The following is a 7886-nucleotide window of genomic DNA, read 5'->3' on the forward strand; positions in this document are numbered from 1 at the left end:
CAATGAAAAAGAAATATACGCCTACTGACCGTTTAATTACCAGGATTACAGGTTGGGTTTCCCTTTTTATCGTAGCAGCATTGGCGGTATGGGGCGGATTTACGCTCAGAAACTATTCTAAATATGAACAAACCAACGATGCCCAAGTACAGGAATATGTAAATCCGATTATTTCCAGGGCAGGCGGGTTCATTGTCGCGGTAAAGTTTGAAGAGAATCAGGAAGTTAAAAAAGGGGATACCCTCCTGGTCATTGATAACCGTGAATATATTCTCCAGCAGAAACAAACCCAGGCAGCCCTTCAGAAAGCCAGGGCGGAGCTGAAAGTATTGGAAAGCAATACCAGTACCACAGAGAAGCAGGCGGCTTCAGCCCGGGCCCAGGTAGCTGCCAATAAAGCGAAAGTCTGGAAACAGCAGCTTGATTATAACCGCTATGAGAAACTCTACAATGAAGAATCGGCCACCAGGCAAAGGCTGGAAGATGTAAAAGCCACTTTGGAGGTGAATGAGAATGATTATAAGTCTTCACAGGATATCTATGCTGCTTCTGTATCCAAAATAAACGATATCCAGGCCGAGAAAACGGTTGTTCTGGCTGAGATTGCAAGACTGGAAGCTCTACTGGACCGCCATAAGCTGGATGTAAGCTATACAGCTGTTACAGCAGCATATGACGGTAGGATGGGGAGAAGAACCGTTGAGGTAGGGCAGATGATTGAAGCCGGAGAAACACTGGCTTTTATTGTCAATAATGAAACGGACAAATGGGTGGTGGCCAATTATAAAGAGACCCAGATTAAGGATATGCATATCGGAGACCATGTAAAGATTGTAGCCGATTCTTATCCCGACAGAGAATTTCAGGGAACCATTATTTCTTTATCTCCAGCTACGGGATCAAGTTTTTCGTTACTGCCGCCTGATAATTCTACCGGAAATTATGTGAAAATTGTACAGCGTATTCCCGTAAGAATTCGCGTGGATGGAAAAAGAAAGGATATTGATGTCCTGAAAGTGGGGATGAATGTAAACGTATATGCCCGTAAAAAGCATTTCAATGGCTAGAAAAATCCCGATTTTTAAACGCTGGGCACCTGAATGGCTGATCAAAATCATTCTTTTCTCCATGACCTTACCCGGAATTATTATTTTCTTCCTGCCATTGGCGAATAGTAATGCAGCGGCAGGATACTATGGCAGTGAGCCGGCAGACATCCAGTTTGCAGTAGCTTTGTTTTATGCGGGATACGTAGGGTTCTATAGCCTGGAAAGACGGTTCTTCAGTTTCCTGGCCGCCAAAGAATACTTTTTGATCTTTACAACATTACAGATTATGGCTTGCCTGATCTGTTATTATACCAATGAAATATATATTCTTTTTCCGGTGCGTTTTCTTCAGGGGATGTTGTTTGCCGGAAATGTAAATCTTTCACTTACTTTAATATTTACAAGATTGAGTAGTGAAAGAGGCAGGGAAATCAGTTTTTCAGTATTCTTCGGAATCCTTCTCTGTGCTTTACCTTTTAATAACCTGATTACTGCAGACCTGATCGATTCCTATAATTTTAATATCGTTTACAAAACAGCCATTTTTTCGTATTTGCCGGGGCTTATTTTTCTGACCCTCACCATGAGTAATTACAGGCCGGAAGCAAGGTTCCCGCTTTATAAGCTGGACTGGGAAAGTTTTGTCCTCTTTAGTATCATATTGGTATTGATAGGTTATATCACTATTTACGGTCAGGAGTACTATTGGCTGGAAGATAGAAGAATCCTGGGAAGTGTTGTTGGAATTGTATTATTGGGAGGTATTTCTGTATTTCGTCAATATGCAATTAAAAGACCTTATATAGATTTAAGGGTGTTCAGATACCGTAATTTTAAAGTAGGACTGCTTATTCTTTTCATTATGTATATCTGTCGTTTTGCTTCAGGGATTACCAATAATTATTTTGCAACGGAACTGCATCTGGATCCTTTCCACATCTCCTATATCAATATCTTTAACCTTTCCGGGCTTATATTGGGAGTGATTATTGCCTGTTGTATGGTATTACAGAAGAAAAAAATACAATACCTCTGGGGCCCGGGGTTCCTGATGCTGTTTGCCTTTCATGTGATGATGTATTATTCTTTTGATGTTCAGGCGGATGAGTTCAATTATTTTATTCCTTTATTTATCCAGGGACTGGGAGTAGGCTTGATTATGGTTCCTACTATTATTTTTATCATTTCGTCAGTTCCGGCTTCTATTGGGCCTTCCGCTGCAGCAACTGCATTGGCCGTAAGGTATCTTGGATTTTGCACCAGTATTGCTTTGATTAATTTTTATGAACTTTTTGAAAAGAGCCGCCATTACAATGCTTTCCAGGATCACCTGACCACAATAGATCCTGCTGTGAAAAGCTTTCTCCACACGCAAACCGCTAAACTTACAGCAAAAGGAATGTCTGAAGATCATGCAGCAAAAGCAGCTGAGAGACTATTGCTGGGCAGGATAAACGTTCAGAATCATGTACGTTTTGCTATGGACTATTATGAAATAATGGGCTGGCTTCTTTTTGGATCCCTGTTATTGATTCTTCTTTTTCCCTATCTGAACCGCACGGTTTTATATTTAAGATCCCGTAAATTATCTCCTGCCTAGCCAGTCATGACGGTGATGATTCCGGTTTTACATTAGAAAAGTATAGCTGTTTAGCTGTTTTTTATAGAGTGCTTTGAGGCTGCCTGCAAGGCAGCCTCTTTTTTATGAGAGTGGGTTAACGTTTTTCCAGATTGTTCCTTATTTTAAATACCGGTAGAGAAGTTCCAAGGTTCACATGCTTTGAAAGTTTTTTCTCAGATAAATGTAATTATTAGAAAAGAATTACTCACTTCATATTATGGACGAAGCTGAATAATTTGATACATAAAGGGATAAGTCCCAGTGAAATAATAATGAAAAGAGTGACACGGACATAGTTAAGCGTTTGCCATAGCGAAACCCTGGATGGCAGGTTTTCCGGAACAACAGGAGATTCAGCAATTTTTTGAAAATAAATAATATGCGGGGCAAAATACACCAATGTCCATATCCTTACGGCAATGTGTGCTACCAATAAAATCAGAAGCCAGTTTCTTACAGGTAGAATTTTCCAGCAAAAAATAATAGCAAGAATAAAAGCTATTTCATGCAGGGAATGGAATATAATCCAAAAGAACTTCAGACTTGCTCCCTTTCCGTCTGATAATAGTTTAAAATTATCAGGTGGCGAAAATGTCCATTTGGGAACGAAAACAAAGGTTTCAAAGATTTGAGCCCCATTCATAAGGAAATAAAGCAATGTGGTAATACAGAGCCATATTTCTGCGCGTGTGGCGTAAGTGGTTGTTAAATTTTCCATGGTTTTGTTATGTATTGTTTAATTGATCGGCTGTTTCTTTCATGATGGCTGTTGCTCCTTTGAAATACCGCTCGATAATGTCTGTTTCCGCTTCTGAAAAGGTCGAAATAAGCTGAATGGTTTTCTGTTGCAGTTCATCGAAAATCGGACCCAGTAATTTCATGCTGTTTTCCCTATCAGGAATGATGATGACTTTTCTTCTGTCTTCCCGGATAAATTGCCTTTTCAGTAATTCCTTTTTTTCCAGACGATCTATCAGGCCGGTTACCGCACCGGTTGTAAGTCCTGTCAGTTTTGCGATCTCCCCTGCAGTTATAGTGTCATATTGCAGAATCAGCCCTAAATATTTATGGTCCGCATTGGATAAGCCTGCCTTCCTGGCAATAGCTTCATGCATAAAAATGGAAGCATCCGAATATTGTCTGCTGGCTTCCCGGAATTGTTTCAGCCTGTCTTTATTCATTTGTTTTAGTATTAAAGTATCTTAGTTGCTAAGATATTATTTATTTTTGATTCATCCAAATTGAAAATAAAATATCTGAAGACGATTAGGAAAAAAGGAGAGGAACTCTTATGAAAAAATAAAAATGTAATTATTTTATAAACAGTTGTTTAATAAAATAAGACGAAAAAAAATAACAAAAACTTGCCGGAAAGTTTGGATTTAAAGGGGATTTCTCTATCTTTGCAGTCCCTTAAACACAGGGATTTCTGACAAAATCAGGTAAAGTGCGACTCGGTAGCTCAGCTGGTAGAGCAATACACTTTTAATGTATGGGTCCTGGGTTCGAATCCCAGCCGGGTCACTAAGACGGACAAGACATTTTTAATGCTTTGTCCGTTTTTTTCGTTTTGCTTTTAAATGTAATGCAAAAAAGATTTTTTTATATCTTATATTGTATGATAAGGGATCAAGCGCAAAAATTGTGGTCTTATAACATTTAGATCTATTTAATTTTTAAAATTCGTGCAAAGGTTTTTTTTGATTACTCTTTATTTTAAGTAAGCTAAGAAATGAATCGATCTTTAATCGCTTCTGATGAAGCGAAGACTTTGCATGCGCTTAGTCAGCAGCTGTGCTGCCTTCTTTGCTACTTGAAATGGAACATTGTTTTTTTAAACTTTGCGTGAAAAACGATCTCAATAATTTTGACGCTAATCAATAATGAACAGAATTTTTTATATTCAGACTCAATTTATTATGTCCCCAACTTTGCTCCTGATCCAATGATAAGTGCAAAAGACACCTAATCATTCCTGCCCTCCAACTTTTAAACCTGATCTTATTTTTTTTTGTCATCAACACTTAAAAGACATTTGTTATTAACCAATACATTTAATTGAGATAATGTTGTATTTATAAAAGTGAAAAAATGATGAATTTTTTCCTATTGATCATCTATAAATTCCTTCAATAGTGAAATGTATTAGTCTATATGTGTTTGTAATATAACTATATATAATGTATTAAAAAATCATGACACTGTGACAAAATATGTTTTTTTTCTTTGCAGTTTCAAAAATTACATATAAATTTGCCTTGAAGAAAATATACAACACAACCAAATATGATTCCCATGAAAAAAAAGTTATTACTATTGGCATTTTGTTATAGTGCTCTTTGTTTCTCCCAGGTTGGGATTGGAACAGCTAGCCCGCATTTAAGTACGGATTTAGAGCTGGCTTCTGCTAATAAAACCTTACTGTTGAATAGAGTTCCCAACACTGCTGCTGTTGCTAATCCGGTTAATGGTATGATGATTTATGATCAATCAGAAGAATGTGTAAAAGCATATCAGAATGGTAAATGGTCTAATTGTCTTGGAAAAGGGCTGACTGGAAAAAAAGCATTGGCTAATCCGGTATCATTATTATGTACTTCTGCTACTGTATCTCCTAATCCGGTTGCAGGCCAGGCATTTAAAGGAACTTTAACAATTCCTTATACAGGAGGAAATGGTGGGCGTTATGAGGCACAGTCTATTCAGGCCAATGGATTAACTGCTTTTTTGCCCGCCGGAAACTTTGCTGTAGGAAACGGAAGCTTACAGTATTCTATTACCGGAACCCCGGACAAGACCGGAAATATCACATTTAATACCATTATTGCAGGAAATACCTGTTCTGTTGTTTCTAAATAATGTAATAGATATTTTCCGGTGACCAGTTTCAAACCATTGAATATCTTTATCTTTAAGTCAATCAATATATACCCGGCATTACCTTGATTCATTTACAAGGTGTATGTATTGTATCTAATACAGGTATTTTCAGAATCTGTTTACTGGAATTTGCTATTCTTTATTTCATTGCAACTTCAATGAAAGATATTTATATAGACAAATTTTATTAAACCACAACAAAAATTCAACATGAAAAAAAAGTTCTTATTACCTATTTACATTTGTATTAGCTCTTTTTCCATTGCGCAGGTTGGGATTAATCAACCTAATCCTCATTTAAGTGCTGACCTTGAACTGGGGTCTACCAATAAGAGTTTATTACTGAACAGAGTTCCTAATACAGGAGTGATTAATAATCCGGTAAACGGAATGTTGATCTATGATGTATCAGAACAATGTGTAAAGGCCTTTCAGGGAGGAGCCTGGTCACAATGTTTCTGGAAAGAAAATCCTGCTTTTGCTTTAAATTGCGGAGCTGCTACATTTGCTCCTAATCCTGCAACACAGGGACAATCTTATACAGGAACGTTGACGATTCCTTACACAGGTGGTGACGGAAGCGCTTATGCTGCGCAAACCTTCCAGGCTAATGGTTTAACTGCCACATTGGCAGCAGGTACTTTTGCAGTAGGAAATGGAACGTTACAATTATCTGTTACTGGTTTTCCTATTGCTTCAGGAAGTGCGACATTCAATGTTACCGTGAATGGAAGTTCATGTCCGGCTCTTACTCTTCCGGTAAATCCGGGAACGCCTATAATCCCGACAAACATAACGTTAGAAGGCAGATATTTTATAGCTTCTGTGTATGATCAGGATTATTCACCATTTACTACCCCTACAGGCCCTGCTACTACTGCCAGACCTGTGGCTGCTGACGGAATTCCTGAAACACTGGTTGACCTGCAGGGAGTAATTCCTACTTCCGGTCTTACTGTTCATATTCCTGCAACGGCTACAGGAAGCGGAACAATTGGAGCCTGGAGCCAGACCATTAATATAGATCCTAATCTTACTGAAGATGGTATTTCAAGAAATATTACTCTTTCATGGAATTCCCAGTCGTATAATGCTACCACGAAGTCAATTACTGCTACTCTGAAATCTGAAGTCGGAACATTAAATGCCCGTAAGCTGGATGTAAATGCTGGAATCGGAAATGATTACCTTGGAGTATTACTAGGAAAATTCTTACTTCCTAATTCAGGAGTTCAAAAAGGATATGAAGTTCGTATCATCGCTGCTATTCCGGATAGAATGTTTAATGAGCCTGATGTTCAGGGGAATTTTAATCATAATTTCCTTTATCTTCCAATACAGGCTGAAGATAATAATGTATGGCTAAACCATAACTTAGGAGCAGATTATACCAATGTGAACGGACCCAACTTTAATCTTGGGCAAAAAGCGACATCTTCATCAGATTACCGTGCCTATGGATCATTATTCCAGTGGGGAAGAAGACCTGACGCCCATGAACTGATTAACTGGACAGGGCCAAACAGCGGAACTCCTGTTAATGGTACTACCGGAGTAAAAAGTGATGTACCTCCTAATCCATTATTTATTGCTGTAGGTGGAGACTGGAGAGTGAATCCTAACTCGAATTTATGGGATAATTCAACATCTACCAATAATCCGTGCCCTGTAGGATTTAAAGTTCCAACCAGAGATCAGTTGACAAACTACCTGAACATGAATGTATTAAATGGAGCTTCCGGAGCTTCTGCAAGTAAATTGGGCTTAACAGTTCCGGGAATACGGGATGCAGGACAAGGAACATTATCATCTGTATATACAGGACAACAAGGATTTTATTGGAGCAGCACTACTGATGCTGTTGCGAACCCTGCTGCTTATGTCCTTCAGATTCCAACATTTGGAACAGCTAATACAACTAGTGGATCTTCCAAATCACAAGGAAATTCAGTTCGTTGTATTAAAGAGTAAAAAATATCATTGAAATACAATTATTGAAATAGCGGCCAACATTGTTGGTTGCTATTTTAAATAAATATTTTTAAAGAAACATATTTAATAGATAATTCTCATTCTCTGGTGAGTCTGGATAAAAGTTATATTAACTTGGAGTATTGATTTGATCAGTACTTCGGGTTATTTGCTTTGATTTAATAATGTTGCTGAAAAGCATCTATACTCACTTAATTCTAATATTCATTCTTATATGCGGAGCTTGTTATTAACGGGCTTTAAGGATTTTCTTTTTTTTAATCAATAGGATGACCTGCAATCTGATCAGAAAGAATTCAAAGCGATGAAGTGAATAAGAACTTACCTAAACCTAACCTAATCTA

At 37.9% G+C, this 7886-nt stretch carries 6 protein-coding genes and 1 tRNA gene; 5 read left to right on the forward strand and 2 right to left on the reverse strand.

The genetic code is table 11. The annotated features are described in order from the left end of the window. The first annotated feature begins 2 nt into the window (after window positions 1-2). The gene (locus OK18_RS15935; RefSeq protein WP_050021272.1) at window positions 3-1067 is read left to right on the forward strand and encodes an HlyD family secretion protein; all 1065 of its coding nucleotides are present in this window, start codon (window positions 3-5) and stop codon (window positions 1065-1067) included. Beyond that, entirely contained in the window at window positions 1060-2649 is a 1590-nt protein-coding gene (locus OK18_RS15940; RefSeq protein ID WP_053329397.1) for an efflux MFS transporter permease, read from the forward strand. The genes OK18_RS15935 and OK18_RS15940 overlap by 8 nt, the downstream gene beginning before the upstream one ends. A 226-nt stretch (window positions 2650-2875) precedes the next feature. Here the strand turns inward: OK18_RS15940 and OK18_RS15945 are convergent, their stop codons facing one another. Both OK18_RS15945 and OK18_RS15950 read right to left on the reverse strand, forming a co-directional pair. Next, complete coding sequence (locus OK18_RS15945; RefSeq protein ID WP_053328640.1) at window positions 2876-3388, reverse strand: hypothetical protein; 513 nt, start codon at window positions 3386-3388, stop codon at window positions 2876-2878. Between the two features lie 7 nt (window positions 3389-3395). Then, window positions 3396-3851, reverse strand: a complete 456-nt coding sequence (locus tag OK18_RS15950; RefSeq protein WP_053328641.1) for a MarR family winged helix-turn-helix transcriptional regulator — start codon at window positions 3849-3851, stop codon at window positions 3396-3398. Window positions 3852-4121: 270 nt separating this feature from the next. On the opposite strand from OK18_RS15950, the gene OK18_RS15955 reads away from it, so the two are divergent. The 3 genes from OK18_RS15955 to OK18_RS15965 all read left to right on the forward strand — a co-directional run bounded on the left by OK18_RS15955 (window position 4122) and on the right by OK18_RS15965 (window position 7521). After that, window positions 4122-4194: transfer RNA gene (locus tag OK18_RS15955), tRNA-Lys, on the forward strand. A 771-nt stretch (window positions 4195-4965) separates the two neighbouring features. Next, window positions 4966-5529 carry a hypothetical protein gene (locus OK18_RS15960; RefSeq protein WP_128572381.1) on the forward strand — a complete coding sequence of 188 codons (564 nt, stop codon included), beginning with the start codon at window positions 4966-4968 and terminating at the stop codon, window positions 5527-5529. Window positions 5530-5760: 231 nt separating this feature from the next. Continuing rightward, window positions 5761-7521, forward strand: a complete 1761-nt coding sequence (locus OK18_RS15965) for a fibrobacter succinogenes major paralogous domain-containing protein (RefSeq protein ID WP_053328642.1) — start codon at window positions 5761-5763, stop codon at window positions 7519-7521. Window positions 7522-7886 lie beyond the last annotated feature (365 nt).

The organism is Chryseobacterium gallinarum, assembly GCF_001021975.1.
In the GTDB taxonomy this organism is placed as follows: Bacteria; Bacteroidota; Bacteroidia; order Flavobacteriales; family Weeksellaceae; genus Chryseobacterium; species Chryseobacterium gallinarum.

Bases quoted from the DNA above. Each gene is read 5' to 3' on its own strand.
- OK18_RS15945 (WP_053328640.1), bottom strand. From the start codon at position 3,388: ATGGAAAATTTAACAACCACTTACGCCACACGCGCAGAAATATGGCTC.
- OK18_RS15935 (WP_050021272.1), top strand. From the start codon at position 3: ATGAAAAAGAAATATACGCCTACTGACCGTTTAATTACCAGGATTACA.
- OK18_RS15940 (WP_053329397.1), top strand. From the start codon at position 1,060: ATGGCTAGAAAAATCCCGATTTTTAAACGCTGGGCACCTGAATGGCTG.
- OK18_RS15965 (WP_053328642.1), top strand. From the start codon at position 5,761: ATGAAAAAAAAGTTCTTATTACCTATTTACATTTGTATTAGCTCTTTT.
- OK18_RS15960 (WP_128572381.1), top strand. From the start codon at position 4,966: ATGAAAAAAAAGTTATTACTATTGGCATTTTGTTATAGTGCTCTTTGT.
- OK18_RS15950 (WP_053328641.1), bottom strand. From the start codon at position 3,851: ATGAATAAAGACAGGCTGAAACAATTCCGGGAAGCCAGCAGACAATAT.